Source organism: Actinotalea alkalitolerans, from assembly GCF_023369855.1.
GTDB lineage: Bacteria > Actinomycetota > Actinomycetes > Actinomycetales > Cellulomonadaceae > Actinotalea.
The window spans coordinates 271,574-288,909 of sequence record NZ_JAMBPP010000005.1 but is presented as its reverse complement, the minus strand read 5'-3'; the positions used below and the strand labels follow the sequence as shown (position 1 = coordinate 288,909).

At 71.2% G+C, this 17,336-nt stretch carries 19 protein-coding genes; 5 read left to right on the top strand and 14 right to left on the bottom strand.

Annotation, left to right across the window (positions count from 1 at the left end):
- Positions 1-6 precede the first annotated feature (6 nt).
- The 3 genes from M1R94_RS08375 to M1R94_RS08365 are packed head-to-tail and all read right to left on the bottom strand — an operon-like array spanning position 7 to position 3,238.
- Positions 7-1,779, bottom strand: a complete 1,773-nt coding sequence (locus tag M1R94_RS08375) for a carbohydrate-binding domain-containing protein (RefSeq protein WP_283253078.1) — start codon at positions 1,777-1,779, stop codon at positions 7-9.
- A gap of 35 nt (positions 1,780-1,814) precedes the next feature.
- The gene (locus tag M1R94_RS08370; RefSeq protein WP_249381209.1) at positions 1,815-2,618 is read right to left on the bottom strand and encodes a polyphosphate polymerase domain-containing protein; all 804 of its coding nucleotides are present in this window, start codon (positions 2,616-2,618) and stop codon (positions 1,815-1,817) included.
- Positions 2,615-3,238 carry a DUF4956 domain-containing protein gene (locus tag M1R94_RS08365; protein ID WP_249381208.1) on the bottom strand — a complete coding sequence of 208 codons (624 nt, stop codon included), beginning with the start codon at positions 3,236-3,238 and terminating at the stop codon, positions 2,615-2,617. Before M1R94_RS08365 ends, M1R94_RS08370 begins: the two co-directional genes overlap by 4 nt.
- 249 nt (positions 3,239-3,487) lie before the next feature.
- Here M1R94_RS08365 and M1R94_RS08360 point away from each other — a divergent pair, with 249 nt between their 5' ends.
- Positions 3,488-4,138, top strand: coding sequence for an NADPH-dependent F420 reductase (locus M1R94_RS08360; RefSeq protein WP_249381207.1), 651 nt, complete (start codon positions 3,488-3,490; stop codon positions 4,136-4,138).
- Between the two features lie 161 nt (positions 4,139-4,299).
- Here the strand turns inward: M1R94_RS08360 and M1R94_RS08355 are convergent, their stop codons facing one another.
- Positions 4,300-5,055: a M15 family metallopeptidase gene (locus M1R94_RS08355; protein WP_249381206.1), complete on the bottom strand. Its 756-nt coding sequence runs from the start codon at positions 5,053-5,055 to the stop codon at positions 4,300-4,302.
- A 49-nt stretch (positions 5,056-5,104) separates the two neighbouring features.
- Positions 5,105-5,431, bottom strand: coding sequence for an ArsR/SmtB family transcription factor (locus tag M1R94_RS08350; RefSeq protein ID WP_249381205.1), 327 nt, complete (start codon positions 5,429-5,431; stop codon positions 5,105-5,107).
- A gap of 16 nt (positions 5,432-5,447) precedes the next feature.
- Between M1R94_RS08350 and M1R94_RS08345 the strand changes: the two genes are divergently transcribed.
- On the top strand, positions 5,448-5,924 hold the full coding sequence (locus M1R94_RS08345) for an SRPBCC domain-containing protein (RefSeq protein WP_249381204.1): 477 nt from the start codon (positions 5,448-5,450) through the stop codon (positions 5,922-5,924).
- Between the two features lie 57 nt (positions 5,925-5,981).
- On the opposite strand, the gene M1R94_RS08340 is transcribed toward M1R94_RS08345, so the two are convergent.
- The 4 genes from M1R94_RS08340 to M1R94_RS08325 form a co-directional block, all read right to left on the bottom strand.
- Entirely contained in the window at positions 5,982-7,232 is a 1,251-nt protein-coding gene (locus M1R94_RS08340) for a hypothetical protein (RefSeq protein ID WP_249381203.1), read from the bottom strand.
- A 368-nt stretch (positions 7,233-7,600) separates the two neighbouring features.
- Complete coding sequence (locus M1R94_RS08335) at positions 7,601-8,179, bottom strand: GNAT family N-acetyltransferase (RefSeq protein ID WP_249381202.1); 579 nt, start codon at positions 8,177-8,179, stop codon at positions 7,601-7,603.
- Positions 8,169-8,786, bottom strand: a complete 618-nt coding sequence (locus M1R94_RS08330) for a hypothetical protein (protein ID WP_249381201.1) — start codon at positions 8,784-8,786, stop codon at positions 8,169-8,171. The genes M1R94_RS08335 and M1R94_RS08330 overlap by 11 nt, the downstream gene beginning before the upstream one ends.
- Positions 8,783-9,379, bottom strand: a complete 597-nt coding sequence (locus tag M1R94_RS08325) for a TetR/AcrR family transcriptional regulator (RefSeq protein ID WP_249381200.1) — start codon at positions 9,377-9,379, stop codon at positions 8,783-8,785. The genes M1R94_RS08330 and M1R94_RS08325 overlap by 4 nt, the downstream gene beginning before the upstream one ends.
- A gap of 56 nt (positions 9,380-9,435) precedes the next feature.
- On the opposite strand from M1R94_RS08325, the gene M1R94_RS08320 reads away from it, so the two are divergent.
- Positions 9,436-10,167, top strand: coding sequence for a DUF998 domain-containing protein (locus tag M1R94_RS08320; protein ID WP_249381199.1), 732 nt, complete (start codon positions 9,436-9,438; stop codon positions 10,165-10,167).
- Positions 10,168-10,194: 27 nt separating this feature from the next.
- On the opposite strand, the gene M1R94_RS08315 is transcribed toward M1R94_RS08320, so the two are convergent.
- The 5 genes from M1R94_RS08315 to M1R94_RS08295 are packed head-to-tail and all read right to left on the bottom strand — an operon-like array spanning position 10,195 to position 13,401.
- On the bottom strand, positions 10,195-10,545 hold the full coding sequence (locus M1R94_RS08315) for a VOC family protein (RefSeq protein ID WP_249381198.1): 351 nt from the start codon (positions 10,543-10,545) through the stop codon (positions 10,195-10,197).
- A 50-nt stretch (positions 10,546-10,595) separates the two neighbouring features.
- Complete coding sequence (locus M1R94_RS08310) at positions 10,596-11,381, bottom strand: AraC family transcriptional regulator (protein WP_249381197.1); 786 nt, start codon at positions 11,379-11,381, stop codon at positions 10,596-10,598.
- A 13-nt stretch (positions 11,382-11,394) separates the two neighbouring features.
- Complete coding sequence (locus M1R94_RS08305; RefSeq protein WP_249381196.1) at positions 11,395-12,138, bottom strand: ABC transporter permease; 744 nt, start codon at positions 12,136-12,138, stop codon at positions 11,395-11,397.
- Entirely contained in the window at positions 12,135-13,061 is a 927-nt protein-coding gene (locus M1R94_RS08300) for an ABC transporter ATP-binding protein (RefSeq protein ID WP_249381195.1), read from the bottom strand. Before M1R94_RS08300 ends, M1R94_RS08305 begins: the two co-directional genes overlap by 4 nt.
- Positions 13,039-13,401 carry an AbrB/MazE/SpoVT family DNA-binding domain-containing protein gene (locus M1R94_RS08295; protein ID WP_249381194.1) on the bottom strand — a complete coding sequence of 121 codons (363 nt, stop codon included), beginning with the start codon at positions 13,399-13,401 and terminating at the stop codon, positions 13,039-13,041. The genes M1R94_RS08300 and M1R94_RS08295 overlap by 23 nt, the downstream gene beginning before the upstream one ends.
- 362 nt (positions 13,402-13,763) lie before the next feature.
- Between M1R94_RS08295 and M1R94_RS08290 the strand changes: the two genes are divergently transcribed.
- Positions 13,764-16,004: a glycoside hydrolase domain-containing protein gene (locus M1R94_RS08290; protein WP_249381193.1), complete on the top strand. Its 2,241-nt coding sequence runs from the start codon at positions 13,764-13,766 to the stop codon at positions 16,002-16,004.
- Positions 16,001-17,317 carry a glycosyltransferase gene (locus M1R94_RS08285; RefSeq protein ID WP_249381192.1) on the top strand — a complete coding sequence of 439 codons (1,317 nt, stop codon included), beginning with the start codon at positions 16,001-16,003 and terminating at the stop codon, positions 17,315-17,317. The genes M1R94_RS08290 and M1R94_RS08285 overlap by 4 nt, the downstream gene beginning before the upstream one ends.
- The last annotated feature ends 19 nt before the right edge of the window (positions 17,318-17,336 follow it).

Below are 17,336 nucleotides of genomic sequence, written 5' to 3'. Positions count from 1 at the left end.
GCGTCCTCACTCCCCCGTGGCGGTCCCGCTCCCCACGACCGTCGTGCCCTCGAGATCCCCGTCGGCCAGACGTCCACCGCTCACCTCACCCGAGAGACCGCCACCGGTGCGGATCTCGTAGCTCTCGCCGACCACCAGGTCGGGCGAGGAGAGCACCACCGCGGACAGGTCGTGGACGGTCTCGACGCTCGCGACCACCTCGCCGTCGGCCCGCACCACGTGCAGCACGGTCCCCTCCCGGACCGCCGACGTCAGGGTCACCGTGACCGTGGCCTGTCCCGAGGTCCCGACCGGAGCCTGCAGCATCTGGGCGCCCCCGACCGCGAGCAGCACGCCGCCCGAGATCTCCATGGTGCCGTCGGCATCGAGCGCCCCGTCGCCGCCGCTGTTCGTCGCGTGGATCACCGTCGTGCCACCGGTGATCGTGAGGTCGCCGTTGGCGTCGATCCCGTCGCCGCCCGCGTCGACGAGGATCGTGCCGCCGCTGATGGCCACGTGGTAGTCACCGCCGCCACCAGGCATCCCGGCACCACCGCCGGCACGCTGACCCCTGCCGCCCCCCGGCACGGTCCCGTCGGTCGGACGCTCGGGGACCTTCCCGTCGGTGGGCGGCTCGCCGCCGCCGGGCCTCCGGGAGCCTCCCTCGGGCCGGGTACCACCCGCGGCCACCTCACCGCCGGCCGGCATCCCGGCCTCGGGAACGGCGCCATCGGCATCCGCGCCGGTCTGCGCACCCTCCCCCTCGGTGGTGCCCCCCGCCGCATTGATGCCGTCGTCGCTGGCCACGATGCTGATGTCGCCGCCATCGATCGTCACCAGCGCACCCTCGAGCCCCTCGGAGGACTCGGTCACGTCCACCTCGCCGCCGGTGACCGTCCGGGCGCCGTCGGCATGGACGCCGTCGTCCGCGGCGGCGATGGTGACCCGGCCGCTGGTGATGAGCACGTCGGAGGTGGCGTTGATGCCGTCGACACCGGCCGTGAGGTCGAGGGTCGCGTCGGCGACGGACACGTACCCGACGGTCGCGTCGTCCTCGTCGTCGGACTTCAGGGCGTGACCACCCGCGGTGACGGTGATGTCCCCGCCCTCGACGACCAGGTAGTCCTTCCCGCGGATCCCGTCGTCCACGGCGTCCACGGTGATCGACCCGGCGGTGATGACCAGGCCGTCCTTGCTCGTGATGCCGTCGTTGTAGGAGGAGGTGACGGTCAGCGCACCTGTGCCGGCGATGGTCAGGTCGGCGGTCGAGAACAGCGCCGCGTTGGGGTCGTCGGCGTCGGGGTGCACGGAGGTCTCGGTGTCGCTCAGGGTGTTCTGCGACCCGTCCTCGAGCACGACCATCACCTCCTCGGCCTCGGAGACGAAGACCGGCGCGGTGGTCGAGCTCGAGATGTCGACCCCGTCCAGGACCAGCCGGACGATCCCGTCGTCCGCGGTGTCGACCACGAGGCTGCCGTCGTCGAGGCTCCCGCTCACCCGGTAGGTGCCGGCGGCGGTCACGGTCACGGTGCTGCCGTCCACGACGACGCCGTCCGCCGCGGTCGCGGTGTCCCCGGTGAGGGTCAGGTCCACGACGTCCGCCTCGTCCCACTCGTGGTCGGCGGCGCCGTCGTGGTCCTCGGGGCGTTCGGTGGTGCTGGTCAGCATCGTCTCTGCGGTGATGGCGGTGGTGGCGGTGGCGGTGGTCTCCGCGGTCGTGGCGGAGCAGGCCGTGAGCAGGCTCAGCGCGGCGGCGGCGGACATCACCGCGGTGCTCAGGGACTTCCGGGGGTCTCGCATCAGGTTCTCCTGGGGTGTGGGTGGTGCGGTCCGGGTCAGGGGGCCGCGGGCTGGAGGTGGTTGCTCAGCACCCGGTGCCACCGGGCAGCGGGCAGGTCGGGTGTCAGCGCGGCCAGGCCGGTCGCGTACTTGGAGAAAGCCACGGGTCGGTGGCCGCTGCGCCACAGCAGCCGGTCGGCCGACGACGCCGACCCGGTGGTCTTGGTCTCCACGACGGCCAGGTCACGCAGGTCGACGACCCGGCCGTCCGGAGCCGTGCACCGCAGACCGGTGTCCACGGTCACCCGGCTGCCGGTCGAGGGCAGGTGCAGGGTCGAGCGGTCGTACCGGGTGACCAGGGTGGGCAGCAGGGTCGCGGCCTCGGTGCCGGTGACGCTCGCGCCGGCCAGCACGTCGTCGGCGAAGGCCGCACCCCGGGGGGTGAGACTGGCCTGGTCGGCGAGGTCGTGCGCGCACCGGTGCTTGACGGTGCGACCCCGCAGGTCACGGGTCTTGACCTCGAGCCAGCACTGCGAGGAGTCGAGGTAGGTCCGGGTACGGACCTTGAACCGACGCCGACGGCGGCGTGCGGCCAGCAGATAGCTGGTCAGGTCGGAGGTGTCGAAGTACACCGAGGCGTACGCGAAGGTCCGCGACCCGTCGATCTCGAGCACCTGGGCGCCGTCGTCGGCCAGGCCCCCGACCAGGTCGGTGAGCTCGGCGGTCGGCACCAGGTACTTGCGGTCCACACGGGTGAGCAGGCTCGCGCGCTCGGTGAGCTCGTCGAGACCGATCGCCGGCAGGGCGGCCCACGGGGTGGGGATGACGTTGCGGGTGAGGGCGGTGGCGGGGTCGCTCATCGGTCGGCCCCGACGAGCTCGACCGGCGCGGTGGTCACGGTCCCCACGGGGGTGGCGCGTGCGCGCCGACGCGCCGGGGCGGGCAGCTCGTAGCGGACCTCGACCGTGGTGGTGTCGTTGACCAGGTCGACCCGCTGGATGGTGGCCTCGTGGACCGTGGCACCGAGCAGCCCCGTGAGGTGGGCGTGCAGGGCCTGGTCGTCGGTGAAGGCCCGGTCGAGGGACATCACGTGGCGGCGGTAGCGGCGGAACAGCCGCGGATGGTCACCCACGTACATCGCGACCACGATCACCGCCATCATCACCACGGTGAGCCACAGCGGGGTCACCCCGAGCCCGCCGAGCAGCCCGAGCGCCAACGCCGCGAAGTAGTAAGCGACCTCGTGCTGGTCGAGCTCGGTCGAGCGGAGCCGGATGATCGACAGCACCCCGAACAAGCCCAGCCCGAGCCCCGCGCCGACGGTGGTGGAGGCCAGGGCGGCAGCCACCGCCAGCACCCCCACGTTGACGCCGAGGAAGGCCGCAACCAGGTCACGACGTCGGTGGCGGGGGAAGTACAGGCCGAAGGTCAGGACGCTGATCGCGACCAGGTCGAGGGCGAAGACGATCGGTGTGGACATCGCAGGACTCCTGGGTGCTGGTGGTGTGCCGCCACCCTGGCGCCCCCAGGTGGGAGAACCCTGGGAGACGGCTGTGGACCAGCCGCGGGTTCCTGGACGAGCGGCCTCACCGCGAGCGCCCGCCGAGGTGTGCCTTTCCGTCGCTTTCCGCGCGCGGAAAGCGACGGAAAGCGAGATCTCGGCGGGATGGTCGAGGGAGCGCGTGCGACCCGGCCGGAATGTCAGGGCGGCCCGGGGGTTGTACTTCTCATGGCAACCATCGGACTGATCGGCGCAGGCAACATCGGCTCACAGCTCGCACGGCTGGCGGTCGCCCAGGGGCACGCCGTCGTGGTGAGCAACTCCCGTGGCCCCGAGACCCTCGTGGACCTCGTGGCCGAGCTCGGCGACAGCGCACGGGCCGGCACCACCGCTGAGGCCGCGCAGGAGGGCGAGGTCGTCGTCGTCACGATCCCCCTGCACGCGATCGGCAGCGTCCCGGTCGAACCCCTCGCCGGGAAGATCGTCATCGACACCAACAACTACTACCCGTACCGCGACGGTGAGATCCCCGAGCTCGACCAGGAGGCCACCACCACCGCCGAGCTGCTCCAGCGGCACCTGCCGACGTCGAAGGTCGTCAAGGCGTTCAACCACATCGTCGCGAGCGAGCTCACCGAGCACGGCCAGGAACCAGGCACCTCTGGTCGCCGCGCCCTGGTCGTGGCCGGGGACGACCCCGACGCCCGGACCTGGGTCGCGCAGCTGGTCGACAGCTTCGGGTACGACGCGGTCGAGCTCGAGCCGCTCTCCGAGGGCTGGCGCATCCAGCGCGACACCCCCGGCTACGGCACCCGCCGCACCGCCGACGAGCTACGAGCCGACCTCGCCGCCGCCACCCGCGCGCCCGCCGGGTCCTAGCCGCCCCGCAGTCCTAGCCGCCCCGCACCTCCACCAGCCCGCCCGCCCGCGCGCGCCTGCCGCCTGCCGAGATCGGGCTTTCCGTCGCTTACCGCGTGCGGATAGCGACGGAAAGCCCCATCTCGCGCGGCGGGCGCGGGCAGGGGATGCGGCCGACGACCTCAGCGCCCTGAGATGCTGAAGTGCTGGTAGTCGATCGGCCGGTCCCAGTCGCCGCCCCACTGCCAGCCCGCCGCGGCGAAGGCGCGCACGACGACGTCGTCGGCCCGGATCACGCCCGGTGCATCGGGCCGGTCCACGAAGGCACGCCCCTCAGGCGGCGCCACGTGGTCACCCCGGACGTACGGGTTCTCGACGGGGTTGAGGTCGATCGCACGCCCGTACGCGTGCTCCGACCACCCGGTGCCACCCGTGATGGCCCGGCAGTTGAACGCCGAGGTGTTGTCGGCGGCCATCGACGCGTCGTCGTCGCCGTCGAAGTCGTCGATCAGGCGCATGGAATGGATCGGAAACTGCGCGTCGAAGAGCTCCGCGAACACCTCCACCACGCCGTCGGCGACGTCCGCGTGCACCACCAGCTCCCCGGTCGCGACCGTGCCCTCGAAGGTCACGTGGCTCATCGTGACGTGACGCAGGTCCTCGAGCGGCACCGGGCAGCCCTCCCGCCAGGAGGTCGGGACCATCCGCTCGGCGAGCTCGGCGGTGATCGGGCCGACGGACGCGTCGAAGGTCGGCTCGGGCGAGGGCTCGGCGGGTGGCGGCGGCGTGCTGGGCTCTACTGGTGCGGGTGGGGTGCTGCGCACGCTCGGGGGCACGGGGGCGACGGTCTCCAGTGCGGCCGGCACCAGGCCCGGCGAGCACGCCGCGAGCACGAGAGACAGCGTCACCGCTGCGAGCGCTGACGCCGTGCGACCCATGGGCCGAGTATGGCGCCAGTGCAGCGGGCGACACCTTGCTCGACCGTCGTCAGTCGGCGTCGAGCCGGTCGAGCAGATCGACGGCAGCCCGCATGTAGTCGCTGATCCACCGCTCGTAGATGCGCTTGATCGGCATGGGGGCGAGCGCCAGGTGACGCTCCCGACCCACCCTGCGCCCGGTGACCAAGCCGGCACCCTCGAGCACCCGAAGGTGCTGGAGCACAGTGGTGCGGTCGAGGTCCGCGAGCGCGGCGCACAGGGAGCCCGTGGTGTGCGCGGACTCCTTGAGGGCGTCGAGCATCCGCCGGCGCGCCGGGGAAGCGAGCGCCTTGAAGACCCGGTCATCCTCGTCGCCCTTGTCGACCACACCAGACATGTTGTAAAACTACAACATGTCTGCATCCACTTCGCTCACTGACCTGTCCTTCACCATCTCCGGGCGCGTCGCGCGCCCCTGCGCCCAGGTCTACGAGGCCGTAGCGGACCCCGAGCAGCTCTCCCACTACTTCACCACCGGCGGTGCGCGAGGCCGTCTCGAGCCAGACGCGGACGTCACCTGGGACTTCGCGGATCACCCGGGCGCCTTCGCGGTCAGCGTGGTCGAGGCCCGGCCACCCCACCGGATCGTCATCGAGTGGGACGGCGACGCCACGGCGACCGAGAACGGCAGAACCCGCACGGTCTTCGAGTTCGAGCCGATCGACGACGACGTGCGCACGCTCGTCACGATCACGGAGACGTCCTGGCAGCCGACGGCCGCGGGAGCGCGCGCCGCGTTCGGCAACTGCGAGGGGTGGACCAGCATGCTGTCCGCCCTCAAGGCGTGGGTCGAGCACGGGATCAACCTGCGCGAGGGCTTCTACCGCTGAACCGCAAGGGAACGACCCAGCTCGGCAACCCCGCTAGTTGCCAACCAACCCCCACGGTCAGCCGTAGTTGTCCCCCGGCTGCGACAGTGCGCGCCGCTCGCTATCGGTTGTGACCCCCTCCGCGTGCAGCGTGTCCACCAGGTCGCCCAGGGTCCGAAAGGCTGTCACCCGCTTACCCAGGCTCCGTTGAGCCTGCGCCAGTTGGGTGGTTGTCTTCGCTTCGCCGACGACGTAATCACAGTAGGCAGCCCCGCAAGACAGATAGAACATGTCGACCAGATCGTTCGCGTGCCATCGAGTCGAGCTGTCAATAAACCGAGTGACGAACAACGCGCTTAACAGCGATGACATCTCCGCGCCATCAAGGAATGCCTTGAGATCGCGGTCAGATAGCAGCGGAACTTCCGGCAAGCCCAACACGCGCGAGGCCGAACGGTACATCGAAATGTGTTCGTTCCAGAACCGTCGACGGGCCATCCCTCGCCTCTGCGGCTTGGGGATGTCTAGGGCGCGAAACTGCTCGGTTATTCTGCGATGATGCTCTACCCACCGTGACAATGACGTGCGCTCAAGCGGAGTTGGATCAACGAGATGGGCGATCACCGCTCCCGGCGCGCTCATCATTTCGATTAGCAGTTCGACGGTCGCTGCGCGGGGTGGGCTGATCCCCAACGTCGACTCGTCTCGCATCCAGGCGTTCGGCTCTGTGGTGAGCACTGCACGCCGCGTCCGACCCTCGGCCCTCACAGAAATGCGTTCTCCAAGGGCATGGATCGCCTCTTGCTCGAAGACGTCGATTGGATGGCGCATCTGCCACCCTCCCGAAAGGCGCGCGAGCGCAACCCCGACTTCATACCGCAAGTCGGTGTGGAGGGCTGAGGTCTCGAGGAGGTGTGCGGACGAAAGCGGGAGGATGATGCCGTCGTCCATGCCGAAGCGAATAATCTCGGATGCCGCCCGGAGTTCTCGCTCTGGCTTGACTCGTTCCGGGGTGAACATGGCAGCCGCCACGCGGCTCCACATGTTTTGATCAAGGTATACGGTCGGCCGATGCGGAGTGGGATCAGGGTGCTCGGCGTTGAATCCGACAGTGTTGATTAGGTGGTCACGGTCGGTGATAGTCGTGACCCACCACTTCTCCCAATCGAAAATGGAGGTCTTGATTCCTGAAATCACGTGATCGCCCTCAAGGGGAGCCGTCACGGAATTGCCACGCTGCGGGACGACAGTGATCTGGCGGCCAACGTGGTCGATTGCCCAGAACTGGTACTTCTCGGCCGACAGCACTAAGGGGCGAGTCTCAGGCACCCTCCTAGGCTACCGAGGCGGGCCGAAGGCCCGCCCTTGACTTGATATAGCAACGCAACTCGGGGAGCCTCAGCGGCTCAGACCTTGGTGACCGTGGGTGCCATGTGGCAAGGGACGCAGCGCCCGCAGGGCGCCCAGCGGCCGAGGACGAACGGTCGCGCGGCAGCCCGCCCTAGCCAACCGACCACCAACTGACAGCGGTGTAGTTCGTGTGGTAGAGCTCTGCTCACGGGCATGAGACCACCCAGGCCCGAGAAACTACTTGGTAGCCCTGCTTGGGGGGGCTGAGCAGCGCAGACGGCCAGCGCCCAGATAACGCTCGAAGGCATACAAACAGACGAGGCCGCTACCGCGGACCACGGGATCCGTCAGCCACCCACACCGGACCGCAGCATCGCAGCAACCACCAGCCCCCCGACACCAGCCCTCCCCGTCTCCCGCCAGCCGAACCGCTCGTAGAGCCCGACGTTCGCCGGGTCAGCCGTGGTCAGGTACACCGGACGACCCGCGGCGTCGGCGATCACCTGCTTCAGCAGCGCGCCACCCACGCCCCGCCCTCGCTGGGCCGGCAGCACCCCCACGAACTCGAGGGTCAAGGCGTCATCTGGGGCAGCGCTCGCACCGAGGTAGCGCAGGGTGCGCCGGATCGCCGTCGGACCGCAGTCGAGTGCGACCCGGGCCGTCCAGGCCAGCTGGGCGAGCGTCCCGGGCCGACTGCCGGCAGGTGTCACCACCGCAGCCCCAGCAGGGTCGCCCGCCACGTGCACCACGTAGCGAGTAGCGCCCGGCAGGGTCTCGTGGGTGCGCAGGGTCGCGGCGAACCAGGCCTGCCTGGCGCGCGCTCGCGGACCGCACACCCAGCCGATCCCCGGCTCGTCGGCGAACGCCGCGGCAAGCAGTCGGGCGCAGACGAGCGGATCGACGCCCGAGGCCACCTCAGCGCTCATGTCGGCTCCGCAGCGGGGCCTCGGGGACCAGATGACACACCAGGAGCTTGAGGAACAGGAACGGGACCACCCACGCCAGCGCCGTCGGCAGCGGGAGCAGGACGAGGTTGATCGTCACCGCGGCAAGCAGGGCGACCATCGCGACGGGGCGTCGGACCTCCACCGGCACCGCCTCGACGAGGGCCGCCCCGGCGAGCAGCAGCACGGCGTTCGCAGCGCTCCACACCAGGCCGTGCGGGACGACGAGCCCGAGCGCCGCCAGGTGGATCACGTGGGCGCCGACGAAGACCAGCCGGGCGCGCGCGGCTCCGGGCCGGTCTCGGTGGTACCAGCGCTTGGCCGAGTTCGTGGCGTTGGTCAGGACGCCACCGACCAGGTCGAGGGCCGCGACGCCGACGATGACCGCCTGCAGCACGGACCACTCGCGGTAGGCACCGGTGTGCAGCACCAGCCACGCCAGGAGCGCGACGCAGACCACACCCCCGACGATCTCGACGACGTACTCGGGTCGGGTCTTGCCCGGCCCCATGAAGCGGTCGATCCTGCCGCTCCAGCCGGAACCGGTGTCGGGGATCGTCCAGTCGACGACGAGGTCCGGGCGGCTCACGGCGTGATCCCGGGAGGGAGGGGACTTCCCCAGAGACCGGCGAGCAGGGTCCAGGGCTGGCGGTCGAGATCCACCGGCCGCCCCTCCTGCAGGGCCTGCACCGCCCAGCCGTCGGCTGCCCGGAAGACCGCGACGGTGGCGGCGAGCAGGAGGTCGGGGTCGACGTCGGCGCGGATCACCCCGAGTCGCCTCCCGTCAGCGAGCACGGCCTCGAACCACGGGTCGGCCTCGGCGCCGGCGCGGGTCGTGGCGGCGGGGACGAGGGCGAGGTCGTCAGGGTGGGCGACGAGGTGCTCACGCAACCCGCGGGCCCCGCGGGCGAGCTGCTCCCAGAACTCCTGGGGGTCGTGGGCTTCCCGCCACGGGCCCAGCGCCGTGAGCAGCCGGTCCCGAACCCCGGCCAGCACCGCGCCCAGCAGGTCCTCGCGGCCGTCGAAGTACTGGTAGACGGCGCTCTTGGAGATCCCGGACGCCTCGATGATCTTGTTGTAGGAGGCGGTCTCGGGGCCCTCGGCGGCGAAGTGGGCTCGGGCGACGCCCAGGATGGCGGCCTGGCGGTCAGGGGCGAGGCGTCCGAAGCGAGGGAGCGGCATGTACCGATGGTACACACCACTGGTCCACCATCGGTGTCGCGGCAGGCGCAGATCGGGTGTCGCCGTTCAACGACATCTACGGCTGGGGCAGAATCGGTCTGCATGGCTTGCTCTCCGAACGGATCGGCTACCTGCTCGGTGCCGGGGCCGACGTGTCTGGTGCCGTCACCCTGCGAGCGAGTGACGCGGTGACGCCCCTCCTGTGGCTCGGCGCCCTCGGCTCATGGCTCTTCATCGCGACGTTCCTGCTCGACGGCTGGACCCGGCCCGGGTTCCGGCCGGCGCGCCATCCGGTCAGCGCGTTGGCCCTCGGCCCCCGAGGGTGGTTGCAGACCACGAACTTCATCGTGTGCGGCCTGGCCATCACGGCGGGAGCGCTCGCCGTGGGGCCCGCGCTGGGGAGCACGCTCCTCGCCACCGTCATCGCGGTGTTCGGGGTCTCACTGGTCGCCTCGGGGGTGTTCCCGATGGACGCCATGCGGGGATACCCGCCGGGCACGCCCGACGAGACACCCTCCGAGACCTCGACGCGCCACGAGCTCCACGACTGGGCCGGGATGCTCGTCTTCGGCTCACTGCCGATCGCGGCAGCCGTCGCGGCCTTCGTCCTGCCCGGGCCCTGGTGGACGTGGCTCTCGGCCCTGACCGCAGCAGCGATGGCGGCGGGCTTCGTGGCGTTCGGAGCCGCCTGGGAGAAGGACCACCCTCTCGCCGGCCTGGTGCAGCGTGCGGTGATCGTCGTCGGCTGGGTCTGGCTCGGGCTCCTCTTCGCCCATGCGGCGCGATAGCGACGCGGTGGACCGTGCTGCGTCAGGTCAGCGCGGCTCCTTCAACCCGATCACCACGCCGTCGGGGTCGGTGACGTAGGCCAACCGCCCCACATCGGGCAGGTCCTGGACCTCGCCCGCCGCGGCCCCTCCGGCCGCCGTCACGGCGTCGATCGCCGCGACGACGTCGGGCACCTCGATCCACAGGATGGTGCTCTGGCTCTGGTAGCGGTTGCTCATGATGGCCGCGCCGATGCCCGTACCGTCGCCGGTGCTGGCGAGGAGGTAGTCGGGCACGAACGGGGAGGCGATGGACTCCCAGCCGAACGCGCGGGCGTAGAAGTCGGCGGTCGCCGCGGGTGCGGCACTGGTCAGCTCGATGTGGATGATCGTTCCCATGCACCCAGGCTAGGAACGGAGATCGCCACCGGTCTTGAAGGAATCGGTCATCATCCTGACCGGGCCATCAGCCGGGCGATGCCGTCATAGGTGTCGCGGAACGCGGTCGTGGTCATCCCCGTGAAGCGGGTGAACTCACGCGCGGCGTGAGGCTGGTCCGCATAGCCCGAGAGCGAGGCGACCAGAGCCGTCGGCACCCCGCCCGTCCCAGCGAGCAGGGCATCGGTGAACGCGCGGTGGCGCATCACCTGCACGTACTGCTTCGGGGACAGGCCGATGCCGCGCCGGAAGGTCCGGTAGAGCGTCGAGGACGAGACCGCGAGCGCGGCGGGCAGAGCGCCCACCTCGACGGCTGCCGGGTCGGCATCGATCCGTTCCGTCGCCGCAGCGAGCAGGTCGGGTGCGGTGGGCACGACGGCAGGCAGGAACGCGTCGAGCCAGCGGTCCAGCTCACGGGCCGGGTCCACGGCCAACGCTGGCTTGCCGGGCAGCGGCCCGAGCACGTCCTGGATCTGCGCTGGATGCTCGGGGGCGCCGGGGAACAGCGTCCGGGCACCCCAGGGCGTGAACTGGATGCCGACGTAGTGCGAGGGACCCTCCTGCTCGATGACGAACGGCTGCGTCCCGGTCGGCAGGTACACGTCGGCGTTCTCCTGCGCGGGGCCACCGACGGTGAAGCGACGCCCGGGCCTGCCCAGGCAGAGCTGGATCGTGGCCCGCCCGTCGGGCACGAGCACGGCCCGCAGCGGCGCAGGTGGGGCCGGCTCGATCACCGACCAGTAGTGCTCGACGAGCCCGGTGAGGCGCGGGGCCGGCTCGTGGCGGCGGTACTCCATGCCACGACCCTCCTCACTCCCACCGGAAGAACCGTGACGCCACCACCCCGGCGACGGCGAGCAGCCCGAGCAGCACCACGACCGGGACCCACTGCTCCGACCACGGCTGCCCGTCCCACAGCCCGCGCAGCAGCTCGACGAGCTGGGTGAGCGGGGAGACCTGGGCGACCCGCCGGACGTCGTCGGGCAGCACGTCGAGGGGCACGGCCGCACCTGAGAGGAAGATCAGCGGGAACACCAGGATGTTGCCCAGCGCCTGACCGACACCCTGCGAGGGCAGCACCGCGGCGAGCGCGTAGCCCACGGCCAGGAACACCACGACGCCGAGGGCGGCCACCAGCAGCACGCTGCCCAGGTTCCCCTCGGGGCGGGCGCCGAAGGCGAGGATGCCGATGGCCAGCATCACCACGATGCTGGTCAGCGAGATCACGAAGCGGACCAGGACGTCGGCGGCGACGTAGGTCCCGGGTCGCAGGGGGGTCGCGCGGAAGCGCCGCAGGGCGCCGCTGTCACGCTGGCTGAGGATGTCCACCGGGACGATGATCAGCCCCAGGATCACCACGATGATCGCCGTGAAGCTCACCAGGTTCGCATCGAGGTAGCCACGCCCACCGAACTGCGCGACGGGCTCGTTGCCGAAGATCAGGCCCATCGCCACGGCGAACATGGGCGCGAACGCCAGCATGAAGAAGACCGCGGCAGGCTCGCGCATCGTGCGGCGGGCCTGGATGCCGACCAGCTGCCGGAAGGCGTTCACGACACCACCCCCTCGCGCATCGCGTGGCCCGTGAGTGTCAGGAAGACGTCCTCGAGGTTGGGCTGGTCGGACCGCAGGTCACGCATCCGCAGGTCCTGGTCGGCGAGCACACCCAGCACACCCTGGGGGAAGCGCGAGCCGTTGCCGTGCACCACGACCCGGTCACCCGTCGCCTCGACCCGGGTCACCCCGGTCACCGCCTGCAGCTGTTCGACCGGCGGCCTGCCGTCGACGGAGAACGTCAAGCGGCTCTCGGCGTCGATCGACGCCACCAGGTCGTCGACGGTGCCCAGGGCCACGACCGTGCCGTGGTCGACGATCGCGACCCGGTCGCACAACCGCTCGGCCTCCTCCATGAAGTGCGTGGTGAGCAGCACGGTGGTGCCCTGGTCGCGCAGGTCGCGCACCAGGTCCCAGATGGCGTGCCGTGACTGCGGGTCCAACCCGGTGGTGAGCTCGTCGAGGAAGACCACCTCGGGGTCGTTGACCAGGGCCAGGGCCACGAAGACCCGCTGGCGCTGCCCGCCCGAGAGCTTCTCGACCAGGGTGTCGCGCTTCTCCTCCAGACCCAGCCGCGTCAGGAGCGCCCGCCAGTCGGCCGGTCGCTCGTAGAAGGACGCGAACAGGGCCAGTGCCTCACCGACCGTGATCCGCGAGGGCAGCGCCGAGGACTGCAGCTGGACCCCGGTGCGTCGGCGGACCTCACGGACCTCGCGCTCGGGGTCGACGCCCAGCACCTCGACCACGCCACCGTCCCGGCTGCGCAGCCCTTCGAGGCACTCCAGCAGGGTGGTCTTGCCCGCGCCGTTGGGACCGATCACCCCGAAGATCTCGCCCCGCTGGACCTCGAACGAGACGCCGTCGACCGCGCGCACCGGTCCGTAGTGCTTGACGACTCCCTCACACCTGATCGCCGTCGACACCGGGCGCCTCCTCCGCTGCGTCGCCGTCGTCCGGCGCGTCGCCGTCGTCCGGCGCGCTCTCCGGCGGGACCGTCGGGCCGCCCGCACCCTGCGCGTGACGCTGGATCTGCTCGAGCAACGTCGAGGAGCCCTGCAGGGTGCGCATGAGCACCTCGAGGGTCATCAGCGCGATCCCCTGCTCGGGGTCGCCCAGCACGAGCAGCTTGTCCCCGGGCGAGATGCCCAGGTCGCGTCGGGCCTGAGCGGGCAGGGCGATCTGACCGCGTTCGCTCACCGTCACCGCGCCGTAGAACCCTCGACCACCCGGACCGTAGTGCGGGACGTTCTCCTCAGGGGGCATCAGTGCACTCCTCGCCGTCGGATTCGACACATGTTCTACATGTCATGACATGTAGAACATGTGTCCAGTGAATCCCAGATCCCCCATGCCGCACAAGGTCCCAGAGCGCACCTCGACGCCGTGACCGGCCGAGGTCGGGCTTTCCGTCGCTTACCGCGTTCGGATAGCGACGGAAAGCCCGATCTCGGCTGCTGTGGGTGCTCGGGCGGGGGGGGGGGGGGGGGGGGGGCGGGGGGCGGGGGGAGCCTGGGGCGGGGGAGCTGGCCGGACAGGGAGTCCGCCGCGACCCAACGGTCACCTGCGCGCAACACCACAGACACGTCCGCCTCCTAGCGTCTGCGCATGAGACCGCGGAGTGCCCCGTGATCGACCGCGTCGACCCGTTCATCGGGACCGACGTCACCGACCTGCCCCCGTCGAGCGAGCTGGCCGCCACCTGGTGGTGGCCCAAGCCCCAGGTCGGCAACACCCACCCCGGGGCGACGTACCCGCTGGGCATGGTCTCGGCCTGCGCGTACTCGGGCGCCTACCCCACCGGCTACGGCCGGCACGACCTGGTCACCGAGGGTGTGCCGCCGCAGATCCACGAGCGGCAGGTCGCCTCGGGGTTCACGCACTTCCAGCAGTCGGGCACGGGCGCCATCCGCAAGTACTACAACTACTTCCGGGTCACCCCGATGCTGCAGCCCCTCGACGGCCTCGGGGAGCTGTGGGACATCGACGACGAACGCGCCGAACCCGGGTGGTACGCCACCACGCTGTCCTCGGGGATCCGCTGCGAGGTGACCGTCGGCCCCAAGAGCGCGGTGCACCGCTACACCTTCCCCAGCCACCACGACGCACGCGTGGTCATCGACTTCTCCCTGGGCGGCCTGGCCATCCCGCACGGGCAGACCGTGCCGCTGCGGGCACACCTGCACACCCTGTCCCCCGGCGTCGCGCAGGGCGAGATCGTGGTGGAGGGCGCCCCGCTGGCCGTGCACGTCGAGTGCGACACCCCCCAGTGGCGGCAGATGCTCTGGTACGACCGCCGGCTCATGCCCGGCGGCACCCGCCTGGACTTCGACTACATCCGCCCGACGACGCTGCGCCCGTTCGGTCTGATGTGGGCCGGGCCGACCGAACCCGGCCAGGTCGTCGAGCTGCGGTTCGGGTTCTCCCTGCGCGGCGCCGAGCAGGCCCGCGAGAACCTCTACCGCGACTGCGGGCCCGGCCCGTCGAGCTTCGCCTCGCGCCGCGCGGCGACCGCGCAGACCTGGAGCGAGCACCTGGGCGCGATCACCGTCGACACCCCCTCGACCGACAAGCAGACGATCTTCTCCACGGCCCTGTACCACTCGCTGGTCAAGCCGTGCCTGGCCCCCGGCGAGAGCCCCTTCTGGCCGGCCGGCGGGGCGTTCGCCTTCGACATCGCGACCATGTGGGACATCTACCGCACCCAGCTGCCCCTGCTCACGGCCCTGCGGCCCGACCGTGCGGTCGAGCTCGCCCAGGCCCTGCTGTTCATCTCCGAGGAGGAGGGCAACCTGCCGATCGGGTACCGGATGGCCCGGGGGGCCGACCAGTTCTCCCGGCAGGCCAGCGCCCTGGCTCACACCTTCCTGGCGGACCTGTGCCAGCTGGGCCTGCCCGGGGTGGACTGGGACTGGGCCCTGGTGCACATGCACAACGACCTGCGCCGCAGCTACGGCGAGGACTTCCTGCTGCGCGGCAAGGCCCAGCCGATCAGCCACACCCTGGACCTGGCCTTCGGCTACTGGTGCACCTCCAAGGTCGCCGAGCACCTCGGCGACCAGGCGCTGGTGGCCCAGTTCGGCCCCCTGGCCGCCCAGTGGACCAACGCCTTCGACCCCGCGACCGGGCTGCTCGAGGACTCCACGTACTACGAGGGCGGCAAGTGGAACTACTCCTTCCGCCTGGTCCACGACATGGCCTCGCGCATCGCGCTGGCCGGCGGCGACGAGGCGTTCGTGGGCCTCCTGGACCGGTTCTTCGGCTTCGGCGCCGAGCCCGTCACCCAGCCCGGCGTACGGCCCGGCCTGCCGGAGCTCGCCGAGGGGTACGCCCTGAACCGCTTCGAGGGCCTGAACAACGAGCCCGACATGGAGGCCCCCTGGGCCTACCAGTACGCCGGGCGCCCCGACCGCACGGCCGACGTCGTGCACGCCGTCGTGCAGAACCAGTTCGGTACCGGACGTGGGGGTCTGCCCGGCAACGACGACTCGGGCGGGCTGTCCTCCTGGTACGTGTGGGCCTCCCTGGGGCTGTTCCCGGTGGCCGGGCAGAACCTCTTCCTGATCAACGCCCCTGCCTGGCGCGAGGCCCGCATGCAGGTGGGCGGCTCGACCCTGCACGTCGAGACGACCGGGTTCGTCGAGCCCGAGCCGGACGGACCCGCCCAGTACGTGCAGTCCGTCCGGTTCGACGGCGCCCCCCTGGACCGCACCTGGCTGACCGGCACCGAGCTGCACCGCGGAGGCCGGCTGAGCATCGAGCTGGGCCCCGACCCCGGCCGCTGGGACGCCGCCCGTCCGCCGTCCTCCCCCTCGACCGTCCCCGCCCGTTCACGCCCGCTCGCCGACACCCCCGGAGGCACACCATGACCACACCGAACCGACGGCTGGTGATCGTCGTGCGCGCCGACCCTGTCATCTGCGGGCACTCCGGGGAGGCACGCAACCTCGCCGAGGCCGCCCTGGACCGCGGCTTCGACGAGGTGCGCATCGTGACCTGGCCGATCGACCGGCTCCAGGAGACCGGGCTGCCGCTCAAGCCGCTGGACCGGGTGCTGCCCTACCGCGAGGGGATCGTGGTGGAGCGCCCCGAGCCCGTGGGCGACTACAAGGTGCCCGACGGTCGTTACCTCGCCGGGCTCACCGGGCGGCTCGTCGAGCTCTTCACCGACGGCGTGCCCACCGTCGCGATGTCCCTGTACCTCAGCCCGCACGCCGTGGCCATCGCCGACGCCGTCCGCATCGCCCGCGGCACCGGCCTGCCCGTGGAGGTCACCACCGTCGCGGAGGCGGTCGGCTCGGACGTCACCAACGTGGTGCGGTCCTGCGTCGAGGAGGGCCGCTGGGGGGCCGCCGCGCACGTGCTCACCAGCTACCTCGACCACGACGTGTGCCTCGCGGTGTCCCTCTACACCCGCGACATCGTGGTCGCCGAGGCCGAGGCGCTCGACGCCCTGCACGGCACCACCTTCGCCGCACAGCTCGGAGAGCGCATCCAGATCTCCTACCCCGCGATCGACGTCAGCGCCTACGTCGACCTCGACCCCCGGTCGACCGACCGTGCCCTGGAGCGGAGAGGTCTCGAACGTGACGGGTACGTGCTCTACCTGTCCCGGCTCAGCCCCGCCAAGGGCGTCGACGACCTCATCGCGGGCTTCGAGCGCAGCCGCTGCCGCACCGCGATCCGCCTGGTCGTCGCCGGGAACGGCCCCGACGCCTGGCGTCTGCGCGCCCAGGCGGCCGAGTCGGCCGTCGCCGGCCAGATCACCTTCCTGGACGACGTCGGTGACGCCGAGAAGCCGCACCTCATGGCCGGCGCCGCCGCGTACGTGCTGCCCAGCAAGCCCCTGCCGGAGTTCACCGAGACCTTCGGCATCGCCCTGGTCGAGAAGATGCTCGCCGGCGGCGGCCCCGTGATCACCACCGAGACCGGCGGCATCGGCGAGGCCGTGGGCGACTGCGCGATCTTCGTCCCGGTCGAGTCACCTCAGGCCATCGCTCACGCCCTGGACCGGGTGGTGCTCGAGATGAACCCCCTCGAACGCGCCGACTGGGAGCAGCGGGCCCGTGCCCACGCCCTGCAGTTCGACCGGGCGGCCGTGCTCGACGGCATCCTGCGACGCGTCGACCGGGCGCAGGTCGTGGCGGCGGCACGGGTCGGGAGGCACGCGGTCAGCGCGTGAACGTCGCGCTCCCGACCTG